Source organism: Sandarakinorhabdus limnophila DSM 17366 (genome assembly GCF_000420765.1).
Classification (GTDB): Bacteria; Pseudomonadota; Alphaproteobacteria; order Sphingomonadales; family Sphingomonadaceae; genus Sandarakinorhabdus; species Sandarakinorhabdus limnophila.
On sequence record NZ_ATVO01000003.1, the window covers coordinates 491,582 to 511,209 of the forward strand.

Consider the following 19,628-nt stretch of genomic DNA (forward strand, 5'->3'; position numbering starts at 1 on the left):
TTGGCTGCATCTGGCGCTATGGCGGCGCGCATGAGCGAAAAACGCCCCCTCACCCCCCCTCTTACCTATGCTGATGCCGGCGTGGATATCGCTGCTGGCAACGCGCTGGTGAAGATGATTGCCCCGCTGGCCCGCGCCACCGCAAGGCCGGGTGCAGATGCCGAACTGGGCGGCTTTGGCGGCTTTTTCGATCCCAAGGCCGCCGGCTATAAAGACCCGCTGCTGGTCGCCGCCAATGATGGTGTGGGCACCAAGCTGAAGCTGGCCATCGATACCGGCCGCCACGACACGGTGGGAATCGATCTGGTCGCCATGTGCGTGAACGATCTCATCGTGCAGGGCGCTGAACCGCTGTTTTTCCTGGATTATTTCGCCACCGGCAAGCTGGAGAATGGCGTTGCGGCCCGCGTTGTCGCCGGCATCGCCGATGGCTGTAAACAAGCCGGCTGCGCCCTGATCGGTGGCGAGACAGCGGAAATGCCCGGCATGTATACGGCCGGCGATTATGATCTCGCGGGCTTCTCCGTCGGCGCGGTCGAGCGCGGCGAGCAACTCACCGGCGATGGCGTTGCGCCGGGCCAGCTTATCGTTGGCGTCGCTTCGTCGGGCGCGCACAGCAATGGCTATTCCCTCATCCGCCGTATCCTTGAGCGTTCGGGTGCCGATCTGAACGCCCCTGCCCCCTTCGATCCCAGCCGCACCTTGGCCGAAGCCCTGCTTGAACCCACCCGCATATATGTGAAGCCGCTGCTGCCATTGATCCGCGCTGGTCGCATCAAGGCGCTGGCCCATATCACCGGCGGTGGCTTCCTCGAGAATATCCCGCGCGTGCTGCCGGCCGGTTCGCGTGCGCTGGTCGCCGCCCCCACGCTGCCGCCGCTGTTTGACTGGCTGCGTGAGCAAGGCGGTGTTGCAGCGGCTGAAATGGCGCGCACGTTCAACTGCGGCACCGGCATGGTGCTTGTGGTGGACCGCACCGAGGCCGACGCCGTGATCGCCGCGCTGATCGACGCCGGCGAACAGGCCAGCGTGATCGGCGAAATCATCGCCGGCCAGAAGGGCTGCGAAATCCACGGCGCGCCCGGCCAATGGGGCGAAGCGGCCGCCTGGACGGCCAGCCACGATGCCTGAGAAGGCGCGCGTTGGCGTCCTGATCTCCGGGCGCGGCAGCAATATGGCCGCGCTGCTCTATGCCAGCCGGCTTTATGACTGCCCCTATGAGATCGTCGTCGTTGGCAGCAATGATCCCGATGCTGCCGGGCTTGCGCTGGCGGCAGCGGAAGGCGTCCCCACCTTCGCCCACAGCCACAAGGGCCTGAAACGCGCCGAGTTCGATGCAATTATCACCCGCGAACTGGAACAGGCCGGTGTCACCCACATCGCGCTCGCCGGTTACATGCGGCTACTGTCCGCCGAATTCGTCACCCACTGGCAGGGCCGCTGCCTCAACATCCACCCGTCGCTGCTGCCCAAGCACAAGGGCCTGCACACCCACGAAGCCGTGCTGGCCGCGGGCGAGGCCGAGACCGGCTGCACCATCCATATCGTCACCCCCGAACTGGATGACGGGCCCATATTGGGCCAGGCCCGCATCAAGGTGCTGCCCGGCGATACGCCCGACAGCCTCGCCGTGCGGGTGCAATATGCCGAACACCAGCTCTACCCGCGCGTGCTCGCCGATTTCGTGTCGGCAGACCAGCGCCCCGAAGCCCTGCTCACCCGCGTGCGCGGCCTGGCGCTGAACCTGCCGGCGGCGGCCGAGAAACTCTCCCACGGCTCTCCCGGCTTCTTCGTCGAGGGCGGCAAGTTTTTCGCCTATTTCAGCGACAACCACCACGGCGACGGCATCACCGCGCTGCTGCTGAAAGTCTCCGGCCTTGACGAAGCCGCCATGCTGATCGAGCAGGACCCGGATCGCTTCTTCCGCCCCAAATATTTCGGCCCCGCCGGCTGGGTCGGCGTCGTGCTCACCGATGGGCCGGACTGGGCAATGATCGAGGCCATGCTGAGCGCGGCGTGGCGACTGTGCGCACCCAAGCGTCTGGCGATGCTGCCGTTCTGAAGCGATGACCATCACGCCCGCCGTAACGGCCAATCTGTTGGCGCTCAACGCCGCCCACGAAACCGAAACCTCGCCGCTGATGCCGGCAACGCTGCAACAGCTGCTGGCTAGTAGTTGGCACCTCGGTCTTGCCGGCACCGACGGGCAGGATGGTTTTCTGATTGCACTGGACGACACCAGCGATCACCCAGGCATCAATTTTCAGTGGTTCAAGGCGCGGCTTACGCGCTTCGTTTATATCGACCGCGTGATCGTTTCCGCCGCAGCCCGTGGCCGGGGCGTGGCCCGCACGCTGTACGACGAACTGTTTCGCAGAGCGGCGGCAGAGGGCGTGCCGATGATTGGCTGCGAAGTGAATAGCGACCCGCCCAACCCGGCCTCCGATGCCTTTCACGAACGCCTGGGCTTTGCAGAGGTTGGCCGGGCCGCCCTGCCGGGTGGCACCAAGCTGGTGCGTTACCTTTCAAGGCCAACTAGCAACTGGCCAGGCTGAAAAAAAGGGGCCCCGGCGATTGCCGCGGCCCCTTCCAATTCGGTCGAGCACTAAGGCTTAACCGACGATTTCCGTCTGCGCGAAGAAATAGGCGATCTCGATCGCGGCGTTTTCGTCGCTGTCCGAACCGTGCACGGTGTTGGCTTCGATCGATTCGGCCAGTTCCTTGCGGATGGTGCCGGCGTCGGCGTTGGCCGGGTTGGTGGCGCCCATGACGGCGCGATAAGCCGGAACGGCGTCTTCGCCTTCCAGCACCTGAACGACGACCGGGCCACTGATCATGAAGGCGACCAGTTCACCGAAGAAGCCGCGCTCGCGGTGGACGGCGTAGAAGCCTTCGGCCTGGGCCTGGGTCAGGTGCAGGCGCTTTTGCGCCACGATGCGCAGGCCAGCGCCTTCGATCATCGCGTTCACCTTGCCGGTGATGTTGCGACGGGTGGCATCGGGCTTGATGATCGAAAAGGTGCGGGTGATCGCCATGGAAAATTCCTGTGTTGCAGTGCGGGATGGAGGATGCGCGGCCCCCTACAGGCCGCGCCCCCTGATTGCAAGCCGTGAGCGCGTGGCTCAGCCTTCGAAATTGTCCGCCACGAAGCGATCGAGCAGGCGCACGCCGTACCCGGTGGCGCCCTTGTCGAACAGCGCGCCGGGCTTGTTGGCCCACACGGTGCCGGCCACATCCAGGTGCGCCCACTTCACGCCGGGCTTGATGAAGCGGCCGATGAACTGCGCCGCGGTGATCGAGCCGCCTTCGCGCGGGCCAACGTTCTTGATGTCGGCAATGTCGCTGTCGATCAGCTTGTCGTAAGCCTCACCGATCGGCATCCGCCACAGTTTCTCGCCCACTTCATTGCCCGCCATCTTCAACTGCTTGGCCAGGCCATCATCGTTGCAGAACATGCCGGCATGTTCGTTGCCCAGGCTGATGATGATCGCGCCGGTGAGCGTGGCGAGATCGACCACCACTTCTGGCCCGAAGGTTTCCTGCGCCCACCAGATCGCATCGCACAGCACCAGCCGGCCTTCGGCATCGGTGTTGATCACTTCAACGGTCTGGCCGTTCATGGTGGTCACCACGTCGCCGGGGCGCTGGGCGTTGCCGTCGGGCATATTCTCCACCAGGCCAACCACGCCGACCACGTGCGCCTTGGACTTGCGCGCCGCAATCGCGTGCATCGCGCCGGTGACGGCGCCTGCGCCACCCATGTCCCACTTCATGTCTTCCATGCCCGCCGGCGGCTTCAGGCTGATGCCGCCGGTATCGAAGGTGACGCCCTTGCCAACCAGGCACACCGGCTTCACGTCATCACGGCCAGTGCCATTCCAGCGCATGGCGAGGATGCGCGCCGGGCGCACCGAACCCTGCGCCACGCCAAGCAGTGCGCCCATGCCGTGCTTCTTCATGTCGGCATCATCAAGAATGGTCAGTTCAACGCCCAGCGCGGCCAGATCACGGGCGCTTTCGACGAAGCTTTCCGGATACAGCACGTTCGGCGGCAGCGTGACGAGCGTGCGCGTGCGCGCCACGCCGCCGGCAATCGCCATCAGCCGATCGTGCGCCGTCACCTCGCCGGCGCCCACGATGGCCAGGCTGGTCAGTGTCGGCTTCTGCTTGTCCTTCTGCGTGGTACGGTATTGATCAAAGCGCCACGAGCGCAGGACCGCGCCGTGGGCCAGGTTCGCCGCCAGATCGCCATCCAGCACGCCGGCAACGTCCACGCTCACCGTCGTCTCGCCGCTCAGCAGCAGGCGGGCGGCGATGGCACCGCCGATGCGTTCAGCGACGCCGGCATCGATCTTGTCGGTGGGGCCAGTGCCCACCAGCAGCAGGCGGCCATGCGAAAGGCCGGCGGGGGCCAGCAACTCGACAATTTCACCCACCCCGCCCTCAAATCGCGCGGCCTTGACCGCCGACTGCACCGCCCCCTTCGCGGCGGCATCGGCCGCCTTGGCCCCGGCGCTGAGCGCGCCATCCGGGCCGGCAAACACCACGAGCGCAGCGACCGGTTCGGCCACATTAGCCAGATAGGAAATGGCGAGCATGAAAATCCCTTTCGATTCGAACAGGCGTTCTGATTAGGCGCGCCTCACGCCTTCGCCAAGCAGATGGTTGCAGGCCCGGCATGGCCCGGCTATCGACCGGATGTGCCCGCTTCCACCACCCTGCCCGCCCCCTGCTGGCCTGCCGTGCGCGCCAGCCTGCTGCTGGCGACAGCTGGCCTTGCGCTGCTGCCGGCCCCGGCGTTGGCCCAGCGCATGTCTCCGGCCTTGTTGGGCAACAAGGATCCAGTCAACCGCGATCCTGATGCACCGCCACGCCGCGCCAACCTGCCGGCACCCGGCGATGTGGTGGATTTCGAAGCCGATCAGCTGAGTTATGATGAAGAACGCCAGCTGGTGGTTGCCAGCGGCCGGGTGAAGGTGTCGCGCGATGGCTATGCGCTGCTGGCCGATCGCGTGGAATATGCCCGCGGGTCAGACAGCAAGGCCGGCGAGGTGGTGGCCATCGGCAATGTGCAGATCACCGATCCGTCCGGCAACCAGGCGCTGGGTGACCGCATTACGCTTTCCGACAGCCTGAAGGATGGCGCCATCGCCAACATGCTGCTGGTGCTGAACGACGGCGGCCGGCTGGGAGCAAAGGCCGCCACGCGCAGCGACCGCCGTTACACGATGGATCGCGCCGTCTATTCCCCCTGCGCCGTGGTGGACAGCGAAGGCTGCCCGCAGGCGCCGGTGTGGAAGATCAAGGCGGTGCGCATCGTCTATGACGAAAATCGCCACCGTATCTCCTATAAGAATGCCAGCCTGGAAATGTTCGGCGTGCCGGTGCCGGTGCTGTTCCTGCCTACACTGTCGCATCCTGATGGTGGTTCCCCGCGCGCCGGCGGAGTGCTGGTGCCGGCAGTCGAAATCCAGCGGCAGCTGGGCCTGGGCGTTTCGGCGCCGATCCACTTCGCCACCGGGCCGGATCAGGATTTCACCATCACCCCCTGGCTTTATACCGCCACCAATCCGGCGCTGGCCTTTCAGGCGCGGCGGCTGCTGAAGGACGGCCCAATCCAGGTCGATGGCATGTTCACTTTCTCGCGCCGCTTTGATCTGGCTGCCGATGGCGTGACGGAAGTGGACCAGGGCGAACGCTTCCGCGGCTATCTGGGCGTGAAGGGCCGGTTGCAGCACGACAGTAAATGGCGATCAGTGTTCTCGGTTCGCCTGACGACGGACGACACGTTCAACCGCCGTTATGGCCTGGGTTTCGATGATACGCTGCGATCATCCTATGTGCTGGAACGCGTCACCGATGAAAGCTGGCTGTCGATTTCAGCCTGGTATTTCCAGGGCCTGCGCGCCACCGATCGCGGCGGCGAGATCCCGCTCGCGCTGCCGTTGATCGATTATGACTGGCGGCCCGATTGGAATGTGGCCGGCGGCAAGGTGCGGCTGGGCGCCAATTCGCTGCTGCTCACCCGCAACAGTGGGCAAGACATGTTCCGCGCCGTCAGCTGGGGCCGCTGGGATCGCAACTTCTACACGCAGATGGGTCAGCGCATCGGCTTCACCGGCCTGGTACGCGGTGATCTTTATGATGTGCGCAATTCAGAACTCGCCACCTTCCCCGAATATGCCGGCCGTGATGGCTGGCGCGGGCGCGCTGTGGCGCTGGCGGCGGTTGATGTCAGTTGGCCGTTTGCCGGCCCGGCCTTTGGCGGCGAGCAGGTGATCAGCCCGCGGGTGCAACTGGTGGCGGCGCCGCGCATCGCCAACAATGGCTTTGCCAACGAAGATGCCCGCGCCTTTGAACTGGAAGATGTGTCGCTGTTCGATCTGAACCGCACGCCGGGCCTTGATCGCGTTGAAAGCGGCAGCCGCCTCACCTATGGCGCCGAATATACACTTGATCGGCCCGGCTGGCAGCTGCGCGCCGAAATCGGCCAGTCGCTGCGCTTGAACGGTGATGGCAGCGAATTTGCCGATGGCACCGGCTTTCGCGGCCGCGTCTCCGACGTGGTGGGCCGCACCAGCCTGAAGATCGGCCGGCTGGTGGAACTGACCCACCGCTTTCGGCTCGACAAGGATAATTTCGCTGTTCGCCGCAATGAAATCGATCTCACGCTCGGCGGCCGGCGTTCCTATGTGTCGGCGGCGTATATCCGGCTCAACCGCAACGTCACGCTGGAAGATCTGGAAGACCGGCAGGAATTGCGCATCGCCGGGCGCGTTGCCATCGCGCGTTATTGGGCGCTGTTCGGCAATGCCATCATCGATCTCACCACCAAGGCGGAAAACCCGTTGGCCAATGGTGATGGCTTCCGCGGTATCCGCCACCTGGTTGGCATCCAGTATGAGGATGAATGTTTCCGCTTCGGCATCGGCTGGCGCCGCGATTATGTGGGTGACCGCGATTTCCGCCCCGGCAACAATTTCCAGATCAGCATCGCCTTCAAGACGCTGGGTCAATGATGTTTTCAGCGGCCGTTCAGGCGGCGGTCGCCATTGCGGCCCGGTCTGGCCCAAACAAGCGCTTTCCCCGATCGCTGCCCTTGCGCTAAGGGCAAAGCTCGGGGTTGCGCTGCGGCGCTTCGGAGCATGTGAATGAAGGTCAAATTTCTGAACGGACTGCTGGGGTTTGCCGTGGCTGGGGCCATGGTGGTGCCCGCGGGCAACGCCAGCCTGCTGGCCCAGGCCGCGCCCCGCACGTTTTCAGCCAATGATCTGCCCGAAATGGTGGTCTTGGGCGATGTCGACCCGACGCTGCGCAAGGCCCAGGCCATCGTCAATGGCGATGTGATCACCGACACGGATATCGATCAGCGCCTCGGTCTGGTGCTGGCAGCCAATGGCGGCCGCGTTGCTGATGAAGAAAAGCAGCGCCTGCGCCTGCAGATCATCCGCAACCTGATCGATGAAAAACTGCAACTTCAGGAAGCCGCCGAAAACGACATCCGCATCAATGAAGCGGAAGTCACCCGTTCGTTCGAGCGCATTGCCCAGAATTTCAAGCGCACGCCGGCACAGTTCGAAATCTACCTGAAAGGCAACAGCTCTTCGTCAAACAGCCTGAAGGCCCAGATCCGCGCCGAAATGGCGTGGAGCCGGGTGCTGCGCCGCAAGGTCGAACCGATGGTCAATGTCGGTGACGATGAAGTCCAGCAGGTGATCGACAAGCTGAACGCCGCCAAGGGCAAAGACGAATTTCATGTTGGCGAAATCTTCCTGTCGGCCACGCCGGAAACGCTTGATGCGGTGATGCAGGATGCCTCGCGCATCGTTGGCCAGGTGCGCGGCGGGGCGAGCTTCGTCGCCTATGCCCGCCAATTTTCCGAAGCCTCCTCGGCCGGCCTTGGCGGCGATCTGGGCTGGGTGCGCGGCGAGCAGCTGAACAGCGCCGTTTCGACCGTCGTGGCAGCGCTGGAGCCGGGCCAGGTCACCGATGCCATCCCGGTAACGGGCGGTGTCGCCATCATGGCGCTGATCGAAAAGCGCCAGGTGCTGGCTGCCGATCCGTTGATGGCGCAGCTCAGCCTGAAACAGCTCACCATCCCGTTGAAGGCCGATACCACTGAAGCCCAGGCCCGCGCCAAGGTGGAGGAAATCGGCAGGCTCAGCCAGAACATGGGCGGTTGTGGCGGTGTCGAGGCGCTGGCGCAGAAGGTGGGCGGCGAAGTCGCTGTCAACGATGCGGTGCGCATGAAGGATCTGCCGGCGCAGTTGCAGGCCATTTTGGGCCGCATGTCGATCGGCGAAGCCACCCCGGCCTTCGGTTCGGCCGAAGAAGGCCTGCGCGTGTTGGTGCTGTGCGGGCGCGACGACAGCCAGGTGCAGGCCAAGGCACCCAATTTCGAGGAAATCTACGCCCAGATGAACGATGAGCGCGTGAACATGCGCGCCCGCCGTTACCTGCGCGATCTGCGGCGCGACGCTATCGTCGACTATCGTTGATGGCACCAATCCCGGCGCCATTGGCCGTTTCGATCGGCGATCCGGCCGGCATTGGCCCGGAAATTATCGCCGGCGCCTGGGAACAACGGGTCGCCGCCGGGCTGCCGCCATTCCTTGCCATTGGTGACGCACGTTCGATCCGCGCCGTGTGGGATGGGCCGATTGCCGTGCTGTCTGATCCGGCCTCCGCGGCCGCTGCCTTCGATGGCGCGCTGCCACTGATTCAGGTTGATGATCCCGGCGAGATTGTGCCCGGCGAACCCAATCTGGCCGGCGCCCGCTGCGCGCTCGACAGCCTGGAACTGGCCGCCGGCATCACCCGCCAGGGCATGGCATCGGCGCTGGTCACCGGGCCGGTCTCAAAGGCGCAATTGTTCGCCATCGGCTTCACCTACCCGGGACAGACCGAATTTATTGCCGAACGCTGCGGCATCGCGCCGGCCAATGCGGTGATGATGCTGGCCGGGCCCAGCCTGCGGACCGTTCCGCTCACCGTGCACGTGCCGCTGGCCGAGGTGCCCCGACTGGTCACCGCCGATCTGATCATCACTCGCGCCCGCATCACCGCCCGGGCGCTGATCCGCTATTACGGCATCGAAAACCCGCGCCTGGCCATCGCCGGCCTCAACCCGCATGCCGGCGAACAGGGCACGCTGGGCCGCGAGGAGGTGGAGATCATCCGCCCGGCCATCGAGGCCCTGCGCGCCGAGGGTATCGACGTGATCGGGCCCCTGCCCGCCGATACGATGTTCCACCCGTCCGCCCGCGCCCGTTACGACGTGGCGCTGTGCATGTATCATGATCAGGCGCTGATCCCGTTGAAGGCGCTGCATTTCGATGATGGTGTCAACGTCACGCTTGGCCTGCCGATCGTGCGCACCTCGCCCGATCATGGCACCGCCTTCGATATCGCCGGCAAGGGGCTGGCCACCCCCAGCGCCATGATCGCCGCCATCCGCATGGCCGGTGAATGCGCCGCCCGCCGCGCCGCCGGCTGAGCCATGGCTTTGCCCACCCTGCCGCCGCTGCGCGAGGTCATTGCCCGGCACGGGCTCAATGCCAAGAAATCGCTTGGCCAGAATTTCCTCACCGATACCAATCTGCTCGATCGCATCGCCCGCATTCCCGGACTCGGGCCAGAGTCACGCGTCTACGAAGTCGGCCCCGGCCCCGGCGGCCTTACCCGCGCCCTGCTGCGCACCGGTGCGCAGGTGTTTGCGGTTGAGCGTGATGACCGGGCCCTGCCCGCGCTGGCCGAACTTGCCGCCGCCGCCGATGGCCGCCTTACCGTGATCGGCGGCGATGCCATGGCCGTCGATCCGCGCGCGCTGGCCGGGGACGGCGCCCATATTGTGGCCAACCTGCCCTACAATATCGGCACAGCCCTGTTCACCGGCTGGCTGGAAAGCCCACAATGGCCACCATGGTGGGCCAGCCTCACGCTGATGTTCCAGAAGGAAGTCGCCCAGCGCATCATCGCGAGCCCAGGTGATGATGCCTATGGCCGGCTCGCTGTGCTGGCACAGTGGCGCTCCACGCCGAAGATCGCCCTCACCCTGCCGGCCCGCGCCTTCGTGCCCGCGCCCAAAGTGGAAAGCGCGGTAGTCCACCTCGTGCCCACGACACCGCTGAGCACCGCCACCCCGGCCCGCCTTGCCGCACTGACGGCCGCAGCCTTCGGCCAGCGCCGCAAGATGCTGCGCGCCAGCCTGAAAGGCCTGCCCGGCGCACTGGAAGCGATGGAAGCCGAAGGCATCAAGCCCGAAGCCCGGGCCGAAACCGTGCCGGTAGAGGCGTTTGCCAACGCTGCGGCGCGGCTGGGCTGAAGGCGGCGGTGCGCTTTGGCCGGATGGCCGCCAGCATCGGCGTGACAGACATGGCGCGCGCCGTGGAATTCTATCAGGATCTGCTGGGTTTTGCCGTGGTCTGGCAGAATGGCGACCCGGTACAGTTCACCATCCTCGAACGCGATGCTGCCGAACTCCACCTGTTGCTCGCCCCGGGCTGGCGTGGCCCGGAATTCAATGTGGCCCATCTAAACGTCACCGGCGTTGATGCATTGCATGCTCATTGCGTTGCGCACGCAGTTCCGATCATCAAGACCATCGCCGACAAGGATTATGGCATGCGCGCCTTCGTGCTGGCCGATCCGGATGGTAACCGCATCGATATCGGCGAAGCAGACTAGACCGGCCGGCTCACTCCTGCGTGGTCTTGCTCTTCACCGGCGCCACACTGGCCTGCGCGCTGGCCTTGGCGATCACGCCCTCCAGACGTGTCGCGGCACCGCAATCGGCCTTGCACAGCGCCTTGATGCGGGCGAGGTTGATCTGCGCCCGCGCCGTCGCGCCGCGCGCCACCAGCGCCCGGCCCTGGCCTTCCAGGGCGGCAATATCCGACGGGTTCAGCGCCAACGCGTCGCGATAATATTTTACCGCCTTGCCGGGCAGGCCCAGCTTTTCATAGGCGGCGGCAATGCCGGCAAACGCCCCGACATTGCGCGGATCACTGGCCAGCGCGGCTTCGAAACTGTCTATGGCGTCCTGCGGTTTGCCGGCAGCCAGCGCAGCATGGCCAGCGGCAGCCATCTGCAGCGAAACCGGCTTCAATTGATCATCGCGGCCTGGCGCGGCCACAGCGGCGGTGGTAAGCAGGGCCAGCGGCAGCAGGAACGTGAAACGCATCAAATGTCTCCCTGACGCTACTTCTATCAAAGCCGGGATGACTGCGCGATGAAAAAGCCGTCGCACCCATCATCGGCCGGGGTGAGCACCCGGCTCTGCCAAGGTCCCAAGTTCGGTGTGGCGGCCAACTGCGCTTCGCCCTCGGCTGGCAGCAGCGAACAGACGATATAGACAATCCGCCCGCCGGGCTTGAGGAGCAAGGTGGCCAGTTCGATCAGCATGGCCTGCGTCGCCACCAGCCGTTCCAGTCGCGCCGGATTCAGCCGCCAGCGGCTTTCGGGATTGCGCCGCCAGGTGCCGCTGCCCGAACAGGGTGCATCGATCAGCACGGCATCACAACTGCCCATCAGATCAGCCAGCGCCTGCGCTTCGCCGCCGGGATTGAGCAGCCGTGTTTCCACCGCCGCGCCGGCCCGTGTTGCCCGCGGCGACAATTGGCTCAGCCGGGCGCGATCGGTATCACAGGCGATCAGCCGACCTTCTCCGGCCATATCGGCCGCCAGCGCCAGTGTCTTGCCGCCCGCGCCGGCGCACAGGTCCACCACCGTTTCGCCCGCCCGCGCCGCCAGCGTGGCGGCCGCGATCTGGCTGCCGGCGTCCTGCACTTCGATGAGGCCTTCGCCAAATTCCGGCAGCGCTTCGACGTTGGTGCCCGATGGCAACCGCACGCCGTGCGCGGTGTTCGGCAGCAATTCCCAATCGGGATGATTGGCCAGCACCGCATCGCGATTGGCCCGCATCGCGTTCACCCGCACATCCAGCGGCGCCCGGTCCAGCAGCGCCGTCACCTGCCGTTCCGCATCATCGCCAAACCGATCGATCAACATGCGCTCCAGCCAGGATGGGGCCAGGCCAGGCGTAGCAGCCGGTTCACCATGGACCAGTGCCGGCGGCGCATGGCCGGACGCGCCAAACAACGCCAGCAACTCGGGATCATGGGCGCGGGCATGGCCGATCACCGCGGCGCGGCCGGAAACCGGGCGCTCACCCAGTGAACGGATGACGGCGAACACCAGATCGCGCACCGCGCGCCGATCCTTCGATCCCGCATAACGCCGGGTGGAAAAATAACGCTGGATGATCGTGTCGGCTGCGGCCCCGCCATCGCGCGCGGCGGTGATCACCTGATCCAATATCTCGATGGCGGCCTGAAGCCGTGCGGCGGGGATCATCCGCCTGTCGGATAGTTGGGGGCTTCGCGCGTAATGGTCACGTCGTGCACGTGGCTTTCCTTCAGGCCGGCATTGGTGATGCGGATGAACTCCGCCCGCTCCCGGAACTGTTCCAGCGTGGCAGAGCCGGTGTAGCCCATCGCCGCCTTCACGCCGCCCACCAGCTGGTGCAAGACATTGCTTGCCGGGCCCTTGTAGGGCACCTGGCCTTCAATGCCTTCCGGCACCAGCTTCAGCTGATCCTTGATGTCCTGCTGGAAATAACGATCCGCACTGCCGCGCGCCATGGCGCCCACGCTGCCCATGCCGCGATAGCTCTTGTAGGTGCGGCCCTGCCACAGGAAGGTCTCGCCCGGCGCTTCCTCGGTACCGGCGAGCAGGCTGCCCACCATCACCGCGCTGGCGCCGGCGGCGAGCGCCTTGGCGACGTCGCCACTGGTGCGCAGGCCGCCATCCGCGATCACCGGAATGCCCAGTTTCCAGGCGGCTTCGGCGGTGTCCATCACCGCGGTCAATTGCGGCACGCCCACGCCGGCGACAACGCGCGTGGTGCAGATCGAACCTGGCCCGATGCCCACCTTGATGCCATCAGCACCGGCATCGATCAGGGCCATGGCGGCAGCAGCGGTCGCCACGTTGCCGGCAATCACCTGGGCGCTATTGCTGTGCTTCTTGATGCGCGCCACCGCTTCGGCAACGCGGTCGCTGTGGCCGTGGGCGGTATCAACGATAATCAGATCGCACTCGGCATCCAACAGCGCCTCGGTGCGTTCGAACCCGGTATCGCCTACGGTGGTGGCAGCGGCAACGCGCAAGCGGCCGGCTTCATCCTTGGTGGCGTTAGGGTGGTTAACCGCGCGCACGATATCCTTCATGGTGATCAGGCCGATGCAGTGGCCATCATCATCCACCACGATCAGTTTCTCGATGCGGCGGTTGTGCAGCAGGCGGCGGCATTCGGATTCGGTCACACCGGGGCGCACGGTGACGAGATTTTCCTTCGTCATCAGCTCGGCGATCGGCTGCGCGTCATTTTCAGCAAAGCGCAGATCGCGGTTGGTGACGATGCCGACAAGACGGCCGGGGGCGCCACCGGGGCCGACTTTCTCCACCACCGGAAAGCCCGAAACGCCGTGGCTGGCCATCAGCGCGCGGGCATCAGCCAGCGTCTGATCGGGTGTCAGCGTGATCGGGTTGACCACCATACCGCTTTCAAAGCGCTTCACCTGGCGCACGGCCAGCGCCTGTTCTTCCACGGTGAGATTGCGGTGCAGCACGCCGATGCCACCCAGCTGCGCCATGGTGATCGCCATGTCGGCTTCAGTCACCGTGTCCATCGCGGCGGAAAGCACCGGGATGTTGAGCCTTATGCCCTTGGTCACCCGTGTCGAAGTATCGGCCATGCTGGGCAACACGGCGGATGCGGCCGGCACCAGCAGCACATCATCGAAGGTCAGGCCCAGGCGGGGTTCCTTGATCCGGGATGACATGATGGGCGACTCCTGTGGCTGCGGCGGTTGGCTTCCATAGGGGTGAAGGCCGCCCATGAAAAGAGCGCGCTGCGTTGCCACAGCGCGCTCCCCTCATTCAGATGCAGGCAGACCGGCTCAGGCGCCGGCCAGCACACCATAGAATTGCGCGATCAGGGCGCGCGGACCAGCCTTGACGGCGGCAAAGGCGGCCTTGGCGCCGTCCTTGTTGCCCATCTTCAACATGGCCGCGCCCATTCGCAGATTGACCGTGTCCTGATCCACGGCCGCATTGCCAACCAGCTTCTGATAGAAACCAACAGCCTTTTCATGCTGGCCCAGATTGGCCAGCGTGTCGGCAACCACCAGCCCGATACGCGGGTTGGTTCCGGCTTCCTTTTCCAGGCCGGGCAGCGCCGCCTTGGTCTCGGTGTTCTTCGACGCTGCGAGGCGCACGATTTCACCGACATTCTGCTTGCCCGGATCGATCAGCTTCTTGGTGATGGCTTCCTTCAACACCATGTCGGCTTCGTTGGGCATGCCGCGTTCGATGGCGGCATCGGCATATTCCAGATAATTGTTGCCGGTGGTCATGGCGCCGGCAGCCCACATCAGGCGGCCCCAATCAAGCAGCATGTTGTTGTCCATGTTGCCGGCGCGCTGCTTTACCAGCTCGATCGACAGATTATAGCTCTTGGGCTCCGGGAAGGCCTTCACCCAGCCCAGCAGCGCCGGCATGATCTGCGCTTCCATCTTGCCGTCGATCACCGATTGGGCGCGGAATTCATACCAGCTGCGGTCACCCTTCTGGCCGGCGGCTTCGCGCAGATCGATGGCCTTGCTCAGCAGTTCCACCACGCGCGGCTTGCTGTTCAGTGCGGCGTTCACGCTGGCGGCCTGCACCAGCATGTCCACATCGTCGGGCTTCTGGGCCAAGTAGAATTCATACCATTTCCAGGCCAGCTGGTAATCCTTGCGGTTGGACGCCAGGCCGGCGATGAACTTGGAGAAGTTCAGCTTTTCCTCGGGCGTGATCGACGGCGCCTCGGCGGCTTCGAGCAGCGCTTCTTCCAGCTTGGCATTGTCCTTCAGATTCTGCGCCGAAAACAGCTTCAGCTTGGCCATGATCAGCGCGTCGTCCTTTTCGGCACGCGGCACTGTGGCGGCAGTGGCCAAAGCGGCCAGCGCGCCGGCATGGTCACCGGCGGTCTGCAGTTTCTGGACGGCCATGACCACGGCCAGGATCGGCTTGGACAGCTTCGGCGGTACCGGCTTGTCGGCAGCCTTGTCCTTCTTCTGTGCCAGCACCGGGCTGGCCATCCCCAGGCTGCCGGTCATCAGTACCAGCGCCAAGGCCGTTGCGATCGTCTTCATTCATGCCTCCCTCAAGCAATATGGAGTTGAGCTAAGCCGCCCTCGGCCGCGCGTCAACCGGCCACAGGCACAGGTGATGCTGCTCTTTTGCATCTGCAACATGAACATTAAGTGAGTTTGGGGGTGTGTGTGCGACCAGCCCTTGCCCTGACCGCCACAACGCGCGAGAATCAACGCGAAATGACGGCTCTTGCCGCCTCCTTGCCGCTGGCCGGCCTGCCGGTGCGGTTCCGCGCCGGGCTCACGGCCGCTCTTGCCGCGGGGCTCGCCTATCTGCTGCTGTCGCCCATGCTCGATGGGGCCGCGAATGTCGTGCTGAAAGGCAGCGGCGTTACGCTGTTGGCGCTGTCGGCGCTGCAATTGCGTACCGATGGCGCGCGCTGGCTGGCAGCGATCATGGCCCTGGGGGCGCTGGGCGATGTGCTGCTCGCCCTGCCCGGCCTGTTCATTGCCGGCGCCGCCAGCTTTGCCGCCGGGCATCTGGTGGCGATCATCTTCTATGCCCGCCACCGCCGCACTGTTGGTGCCCAAGATTGGCTGGTGGCGGCGCTGCTGCTGCTGTTCGGCCTGGCGATGCCGCCGCTGCTCACCCCGGCAGGCCTGCCCTTCGGCCAGACGCTGCTCTATGCCGTGCTGCTGACCAGCATGGCGGCCAGCCTGTGGCTCAGCCGCTTTCCCCGGCTGGCGGCATTGGGCGCGATCGCCTTCGTGCTGTCAGACACGATCCTGGTGCTGCGCCTGGGCGGTGGCCGGCTGATCGGGCCAACGGCGGATGGCGCGCTGGTGTGGGCGTTTTACTTCGGCGGCCAGTGGCTGATTGCGCTGGGCGTGGGGCGCGGGCTCCTCGCCCGCGCCGCCCACGCAGATTAGGCCTCTTCGCCCGGCACTTCCGGCACGTCCGGCACGTCACCCACTTCGGCTTCCTCATCAGCCGGGATCAGCGCGGCCGAAACCACAAGCTCATCATCGGCCACCTTGAACAGGGTCACGCCTTGCGCCGCCCGGCCCATGATGCGGATATCGCCGGCGCGCAGGCGGATCAGCTTGGCCTGGTCCGTCACCAGCATCACATCATCACTGTCGCGCGCGGTGAAGCTGGCCAGCACGTCGCCGTTGCGATCGCTTTCGGCGATGTTGCGGATGCCCTGCCCGCCGCGGCCCGACTGGCGATATTCGAACGCCGAACTGCGCTTGCCAAAGCCATTGGCGGTCACCGTCAGGATGAACTCCTCGGCCGCCGCAAATTGCCCCATGCGGGTTTCCGAAAGCACGCGCTCGCCCGGCTCATTCTTCCAGGCCGCGGCCTTCAGATAATCCTCGCGCTCCTCCGTGCTGGCGGCAAAGCCCTTCAGGATCGCCATCGATACCACTTCGTCGCCCGCGCCCAGCGCCATGCCGCGCACACCGGTGGAGGTGCGGGAGACAAACTCGCGCACATCATCAACGGGGAAGCGGATGGCCTTGCCGCTCTTGGCGGCCAGGAACACATCATCGGCCTGATCGCACAGCGCCACGCCGATCAGGCGATCATCATCGCCTTCTTCAAAGCGGATGGCGAGCTTGCCCGCGGTCGGCACGCTGGTGAAACTGTCCATGGCGTTGCGGCGCACGCCACCATGCGCCGTGGCAAACATCACGTGCAGGCGGCCCCATTCGGCCTCGTCCTCCGGCAGCGCCAGCGTGGTGATGATCGTTTCGCCATCGGCAAGGGGAAGCAGATTGTTGATCGGCTTGCCCTTGGCCTGCGGGCTGCCCACCGGCAGGCGCCACACCTTCAGGCGATAGACCTTGCCGGCCGAGGAGAAGAACAGCACCGGATTGTGGGTGGAGGTGACAAACAGCGTCGTCACCGCATCCTCGTCCTTGGTGCCCATGGCATTGCGGCCCTTGCCGCCGCGGCCCTGCGCTCGATATTCGGCCAGCGCCACGCGCTTGATCCAGCCATCGCGGGTCACGGTCACCACCATGTCCTCGCGCTCGATCAGATCCTCGTCGTCGATGTCCTCGGCGTTGAACACCAGTTCGGTGCGGCGCTTGGACTGGAATTCATTGGCGACATCGTCCAGCTCGGCATTCAGCACGGAACGCAGGCGCACACGGCTGGTCAGGATGTCGAGCAGATCGGCAATGGCATCGGCCAGTTCCTTCAATTCACTGCCGATTTCATCGCGGCCCAGCGCGGTGAGCTTGTTGAGGCGCAGATCAAGGATGGCGCGCACCTGCAGATCCGAAAGCCGGATGGTGGGCGCGTCCACGTCCACGGTGCCGGCCTCGACCAGCGCCAGATAGGGGCGAATCTCGGCCGCATCCCAATCACGCGCCATCAGCGTTTCACGGGCTTCGGCCGGGCTGGCGCTGGCGCGGATGATGCGCACGACTTCATCCAGGTTGGCGACCGCAATCACCAGGCCGATCAACAGGTGGGCCCGTTCGCGTGCCTTCATCAATTCGTGCTTCGAACGGCGGGTGATGACCTGCTCACGGAACTCCACAAAGGCGTGGATGATGTCCTTCACGCCCATCAGTTCCGGGCGTCCGCCACGAATGGCCAGCATGTTGAAGGCAAAACTCTGCTGCGCCGGCGTGTTGCGCCACAGCTGGTTCAGCACCACGTCCGGCGTCGCATCGCGCTTCAGATCGAGCACGATGCGCACGCCTTCGCGATTGGATTCATCGCGCAGGTCAGACACGCCCTCAATGCGCTTGTCCTTCACCGCTTCGGCGATCTTTTCCACCAGCGCGTTCTTGCCTTGCTGATAGGGAATTTCGGTCAGCACGATGGCGCGCTTCTCGCCGCGGCCTTCTTCCACCACGTGGCGCGACCGGATGCGGATGCTGCCGCGCCCGGTTTCATAGGCCTGTTTGAGCTGGCTGGAACCCAGGATGATGCCGCCGGTGGGGAAATCCGGGGCCGGCAGGTGGTGCATCAGCCCTTCAACGCTGATCATCGGATCGGCCAGCCAAGCCCGTACCGCATCGATCACTTCGCCCAGGTTGTGCGGCGGAATATTGGTCGCCATGCCAACGGCGATGCCGCCAGCACCATTGACCAGCAGGTTGGGGAAGCGCGCCGGCAACACGGTCGGTTCCTGTTCGGAACCGTCATAGTTGGCGACGTAATCAACCGTGTCCTTCTCGATATCGGCGAGCAGCGCTTCGGCCGATTTCGCCAGCCGCGCTTCGGTATAGCGCATGGCCGCCGGGGCATCCGGGTCCATCGAGCCAAAGTTGCCCTGGCCGTCGATCAGCGGCAGCCGCATCGACCAATCCTGCACCATGCGCGCCAACGCATCGTAAATCGCGCTGTCACCGTGCGGGTGATATTTGCCCATCACGTCGCCGACGATGCGGGCCGATTTGCGATAGGGCTTGCCGTGGGTGAAGCCGTTTTCGTAACTGCCCCACAGGATGCGCCGGTGCACCGGTTTCAGGCCATCGCGCACATCAGGCAACGCCCGCGAAACGATGACCGACATGGCATAATCAAGGAAACTCGTCCGCATTTCCGTAACGATGGAAATCGGCTGGATGTCGGGTTCACCGGCGGGGGGTTTAGTGGTTGATACCATTGGGCTTTTCTTGGCTCTTTCAGGCGTACTTCAGATGCCCATCCGGATTAGGGGAAACGGTGCGAAAAGGCCAGTGGAAAGGGCAGGAATTCAGGGCTTGGGCAACGACTGGGTTGCAACCGCCCGGAACAAGGCAAAGCCCAGCCCGGCCCGCAAAAACGGCCCGTTGATCGACAGGTTCGGCCAAGGCGCAATGCAGCCAGAAGCGATGGGTTCGATCGCGGCAAAAGCCTCCCGTTCTTCGGGCAATCCCGATATCGCCTCGGCAAATCGTCGCGCCGCGGCCGGGTTCGCCGTCACGATGCACGCAGAAACACTGGCCACAATGGCAAAATCGCTGGTGGGCGGCACCGGCAGCGGCGGCACCACCAAGACGTCAGGCAGACGCTCTGGATGGCGCACGAAGCCCATGCCGAACAGGCCGCGCGAAACACTGGCCTCCATCCGGATCAAGGAGCTGCGCTGGTTGACAGATAGACAGGCTTGCAGCGCCTTCATAACCGGCTTTGGCCATTCTGGCGGCCCGTCAATCGCCAATACCCACGTCGCCAAATCCTGCGCCCTGCTGCGAACCGCGCAGTCAATCATCTTGTTCACTGATTCCGCATCGGCCCGGCGCCGCGCCACAGCATCCTCGGCAAAATTCTTCGATTGTGCGGCGCTTGGCACAGCAAGGCAGGCGACAGCCAAAGCTGCGGCCACGATGGTAACGCGATGCATCAAGCAAGCCTCCTGATCCACTCGGCGAAGTGTTCGGATGGCCGGCGGCAGGAGTCAACACCGCACAGACGGCTTGCCACTGGTCGCAAGTAACAATGGCTGGCAGCGTACGCCCTTGGCGACTGAGGCCGGGCGGATGATA

17 protein-coding genes are annotated in these 19,628 nt (G+C 64.9%); 9 read left to right on the top strand and 8 right to left on the bottom strand.

The features are described from left to right. Positions 1-30: 30 nt before the first annotated feature. Genes purM through G566_RS13290 form a run of 3 tightly spaced genes read left to right on the top strand, consistent with a single transcriptional unit; the run spans position 31 to position 2,555 of the window. The gene (purM, locus tag G566_RS0102490; RefSeq protein WP_040605364.1) at positions 31-1,131 is read left to right on the top strand and encodes a phosphoribosylformylglycinamidine cyclo-ligase; all 1,101 of its coding nucleotides are present in this window, start codon (positions 31-33) and stop codon (positions 1,129-1,131) included. Next, on the top strand, positions 1,124-2,062 hold the full coding sequence (purN, locus tag G566_RS0102495) for a phosphoribosylglycinamide formyltransferase (protein WP_022679105.1): 939 nt from the start codon (positions 1,124-1,126) through the stop codon (positions 2,060-2,062). The genes purM and purN overlap by 8 nt, the downstream gene beginning before the upstream one ends. A gap of 4 nt (positions 2,063-2,066) precedes the next feature. Next, positions 2,067-2,555, top strand: a complete 489-nt coding sequence (locus G566_RS13290) for a GNAT family N-acetyltransferase (RefSeq protein ID WP_022679106.1) — start codon at positions 2,067-2,069, stop codon at positions 2,553-2,555. A gap of 57 nt (positions 2,556-2,612) precedes the next feature. Here G566_RS13290 and ndk read toward each other — a convergent pair whose 3' ends face one another. Further along, on the bottom strand, positions 2,613-3,035 hold the full coding sequence (gene ndk / locus G566_RS0102505) for a nucleoside-diphosphate kinase (RefSeq protein ID WP_022679107.1): 423 nt from the start codon (positions 3,033-3,035) through the stop codon (positions 2,613-2,615). An 87-nt stretch (positions 3,036-3,122) separates the two neighbouring features. After that, positions 3,123-4,598, bottom strand: coding sequence for a leucyl aminopeptidase (locus tag G566_RS0102510; RefSeq protein ID WP_022679108.1), 1,476 nt, complete (start codon positions 4,596-4,598; stop codon positions 3,123-3,125). A 102-nt stretch (positions 4,599-4,700) separates the two neighbouring features. On the opposite strand from G566_RS0102510, the gene G566_RS0102515 reads away from it, so the two are divergent. The 5 genes from G566_RS0102515 to G566_RS0102540 all read left to right on the top strand — a co-directional run bounded on the left by G566_RS0102515 (position 4,701) and on the right by G566_RS0102540 (position 10,686). Further along, positions 4,701-7,019 carry an LPS-assembly protein LptD gene (locus G566_RS0102515; protein ID WP_169522743.1) on the top strand — a complete coding sequence of 773 codons (2,319 nt, stop codon included), beginning with the start codon at positions 4,701-4,703 and terminating at the stop codon, positions 7,017-7,019. Positions 7,020-7,151: 132 nt separating this feature from the next. Then, positions 7,152-8,498, top strand: a complete 1,347-nt coding sequence (locus G566_RS0102525) for a peptidylprolyl isomerase (protein WP_022679111.1) — start codon at positions 7,152-7,154, stop codon at positions 8,496-8,498. Continuing rightward, positions 8,498-9,496 (top strand): 4-hydroxythreonine-4-phosphate dehydrogenase PdxA, encoded by a 999-nt coding sequence (gene pdxA / locus G566_RS0102530; RefSeq protein WP_022679112.1) that lies wholly within the window; start codon positions 8,498-8,500, stop codon positions 9,494-9,496. The genes G566_RS0102525 and pdxA overlap by 1 nt, the downstream gene beginning before the upstream one ends. A 3-nt stretch (positions 9,497-9,499) precedes the next feature. Further along, the gene (rsmA, locus tag G566_RS0102535) at positions 9,500-10,324 is read left to right on the top strand and encodes a 16S rRNA (adenine(1518)-N(6)/adenine(1519)-N(6))-dimethyltransferase RsmA (RefSeq protein WP_022679113.1); all 825 of its coding nucleotides are present in this window, start codon (positions 9,500-9,502) and stop codon (positions 10,322-10,324) included. 8 nt (positions 10,325-10,332) lie between these two features. Further along, positions 10,333-10,686, top strand: a complete 354-nt coding sequence (locus G566_RS0102540; protein ID WP_022679114.1) for a glyoxalase superfamily protein — start codon at positions 10,333-10,335, stop codon at positions 10,684-10,686. Positions 10,687-10,696: 10 nt separating this feature from the next. Here G566_RS0102540 and G566_RS0102545 read toward each other — a convergent pair whose 3' ends face one another. The 4 genes from G566_RS0102545 to G566_RS0102560 form a co-directional block, all read right to left on the bottom strand. After that, entirely contained in the window at positions 10,697-11,182 is a 486-nt protein-coding gene (locus G566_RS0102545) for a tetratricopeptide repeat protein (RefSeq protein WP_022679115.1), read from the bottom strand. A gap of 26 nt (positions 11,183-11,208) precedes the next feature. Beyond that, on the bottom strand, positions 11,209-12,354 hold the full coding sequence (locus G566_RS0102550) for an RsmB/NOP family class I SAM-dependent RNA methyltransferase (protein ID WP_022679116.1): 1,146 nt from the start codon (positions 12,352-12,354) through the stop codon (positions 11,209-11,211). After that, positions 12,351-13,844, bottom strand: coding sequence for an IMP dehydrogenase (gene guaB / locus G566_RS0102555; protein ID WP_029131161.1), 1,494 nt, complete (start codon positions 13,842-13,844; stop codon positions 12,351-12,353). Before guaB ends, G566_RS0102550 begins: the two co-directional genes overlap by 4 nt. A gap of 117 nt (positions 13,845-13,961) precedes the next feature. Beyond that, positions 13,962-15,197, bottom strand: a complete 1,236-nt coding sequence (locus G566_RS0102560; RefSeq protein ID WP_022679118.1) for a hypothetical protein — start codon at positions 15,195-15,197, stop codon at positions 13,962-13,964. A gap of 180 nt (positions 15,198-15,377) precedes the next feature. Between G566_RS0102560 and G566_RS0102565 the strand changes: the two genes are divergently transcribed. Then, on the top strand, positions 15,378-16,067 hold the full coding sequence (locus G566_RS0102565; RefSeq protein WP_022679119.1) for a lysoplasmalogenase family protein: 690 nt from the start codon (positions 15,378-15,380) through the stop codon (positions 16,065-16,067). Here the strand turns inward: G566_RS0102565 and gyrA are convergent. Beyond that, the gene (gene gyrA, locus G566_RS0102570) at positions 16,064-18,766 is read right to left on the bottom strand and encodes a DNA gyrase subunit A (RefSeq protein ID WP_022679120.1); all 2,703 of its coding nucleotides are present in this window, start codon (positions 18,764-18,766) and stop codon (positions 16,064-16,066) included. The genes G566_RS0102565 and gyrA overlap by 4 nt on opposite strands. Positions 18,767-18,856: 90 nt before the next feature. Continuing rightward, complete coding sequence (locus tag G566_RS0102575; protein WP_156874402.1) at positions 18,857-19,363, bottom strand: hypothetical protein; 507 nt, start codon at positions 19,361-19,363, stop codon at positions 18,857-18,859. Positions 19,364-19,628: the final 265 nt, after the last annotated feature.

What these genes read in the sequence shown, in the direction of transcription:
- pdxA (WP_022679112.1), top strand. Translation starts at nt 8,498, where the DNA reads ATGGCACCAATCCCGGCGCCATTGGCCGTTTCGATCGGCGATCCGGCC.
- ndk (WP_022679107.1), bottom strand. Translation starts at nt 3,035, where the DNA reads ATGGCGATCACCCGCACCTTTTCGATCATCAAGCCCGATGCCACCCGT.
- G566_RS0102525 (WP_022679111.1), top strand. Translation starts at nt 7,152, where the DNA reads ATGAAGGTCAAATTTCTGAACGGACTGCTGGGGTTTGCCGTGGCTGGG.
- purM (WP_040605364.1), top strand. Translation starts at nt 31, where the DNA reads ATGAGCGAAAAACGCCCCCTCACCCCCCCTCTTACCTATGCTGATGCC.
- G566_RS0102545 (WP_022679115.1), bottom strand. Translation starts at nt 11,182, where the DNA reads ATGCGTTTCACGTTCCTGCTGCCGCTGGCCCTGCTTACCACCGCCGCT.
- G566_RS0102565 (WP_022679119.1), top strand. Translation starts at nt 15,378, where the DNA reads ATGACGGCTCTTGCCGCCTCCTTGCCGCTGGCCGGCCTGCCGGTGCGG.
- guaB (WP_029131161.1), bottom strand. Translation starts at nt 13,844, where the DNA reads ATGTCATCCCGGATCAAGGAACCCCGCCTGGGCCTGACCTTCGATGAT.
- gyrA (WP_022679120.1), bottom strand. Translation starts at nt 18,766, where the DNA reads ATGGTATCAACCACTAAACCCCCCGCCGGTGAACCCGACATCCAGCCG.
- G566_RS0102560 (WP_022679118.1), bottom strand. Translation starts at nt 15,197, where the DNA reads ATGAAGACGATCGCAACGGCCTTGGCGCTGGTACTGATGACCGGCAGC.
- rsmA (WP_022679113.1), top strand. Translation starts at nt 9,500, where the DNA reads ATGGCTTTGCCCACCCTGCCGCCGCTGCGCGAGGTCATTGCCCGGCAC.
- purN (WP_022679105.1), top strand. Translation starts at nt 1,124, where the DNA reads ATGCCTGAGAAGGCGCGCGTTGGCGTCCTGATCTCCGGGCGCGGCAGC.
- G566_RS0102510 (WP_022679108.1), bottom strand. Translation starts at nt 4,598, where the DNA reads ATGCTCGCCATTTCCTATCTGGCTAATGTGGCCGAACCGGTCGCTGCG.
- G566_RS0102550 (WP_022679116.1), bottom strand. Translation starts at nt 12,354, where the DNA reads ATGATCCCCGCCGCACGGCTTCAGGCCGCCATCGAGATATTGGATCAG.
- G566_RS13290 (WP_022679106.1), top strand. Translation starts at nt 2,067, where the DNA reads ATGACCATCACGCCCGCCGTAACGGCCAATCTGTTGGCGCTCAACGCC.